The organism is Streptomyces malaysiense (assembly GCF_000980885.2).
GTDB lineage: Bacteria > Actinomycetota > Actinomycetes > Streptomycetales > Streptomycetaceae > Streptomyces > Streptomyces malaysiense.
In genome coordinates, this window is sequence record NZ_LBDA02000205.1 from 1 (window position 1) to 740 (window position 740).

A 740-nucleotide genomic window follows, 5' to 3' on the forward strand; every position below is an offset into this window, starting at 1 on the left:
GCTGTTCAGGAGGCCCTGTTCGTATGCACCCAGGGACCCGCGACCACCCGATCGGGACTCCCGTTCGACGCGCATCTCTCAAGATCGGAAAGACAACAGCTTCTTAAACGCATCCAGCCGCGTCTTACGAGGCGGCAACTGCTTGCGCGGCTCGGGCCAGACGGACTCCATGGCCGCCTTCACCGTCCGGAAGCCCACCCCGTACTTGCGCTGCAACGCCCGGTTCGACATCCCCGCCCGGACATCACGGCGGATCGCCGCGTACAGATCGACCTTGGACTTCGGTGACATCGGCGCCCCCTCATCACGTAGAGCACTCCGATGGTCCCACCGCAAGCACCCAAGTAGTGTCAAAACTCAGCGCCATCACTTTCCGCCAACACCGGGCGGTGTCGGCGCAGATTGACAAGCGGTGTCAGCACTCACCGATAAAGCCAGCTGCGCGACGCGGGGCTGCGGCCGATCCGGTTTCACGACCTGAGGCACTCGACCGCGACGCTGCTGCTGGAGCAGGGCGTCGAGCTCGTCGTCATCAAGGAGCTGCTCGGTCACGCCCACATCGGGGTGACCGCGACGGTCTACGCACACGTCCGGCTCCGCCTCCAGCGCCAGGCGATCGACCTGCTCGGACACGCCCTGAGCGAGCTCGCCGAGCCCGCCGCCGAGCCCGCCGACGGCGACGATCCGCCGCTTTGTGCAGCACCCGTCCGCTGACGTTGCCGCTGAGATTGAAAGGGTGG

General features: G+C 66.1%; 1 protein-coding gene and 1 pseudogene. One reads left to right on the forward strand and one right to left on the reverse strand.

Annotated elements, in window-relative coordinates; translation table 11 throughout:
* Positions 1-78 precede the first annotated feature (78 nt).
* Complete coding sequence (locus VT52_RS34935; RefSeq protein WP_071387772.1) at positions 79-291, reverse strand: hypothetical protein; 213 nt, start codon at positions 289-291, stop codon at positions 79-81.
* Between the two features lie 147 nt (positions 292-438).
* On the opposite strand from VT52_RS34935, the pseudogene VT52_RS34940 reads away from it, so the two are divergent.
* A pseudogene (locus VT52_RS34940) lies at positions 439-714 on the forward strand (tyrosine-type recombinase/integrase); the annotation flags it as partial.
* Between the last annotated feature and the right edge of the window lie 26 nt (positions 715-740).

Bases quoted from the DNA above. Each gene is read 5' to 3' on its own strand.
- VT52_RS34935 (WP_071387772.1), bottom strand. From the start codon at position 291: ATGTCACCGAAGTCCAAGGTCGATCTGTACGCGGCGATCCGCCGTGAT.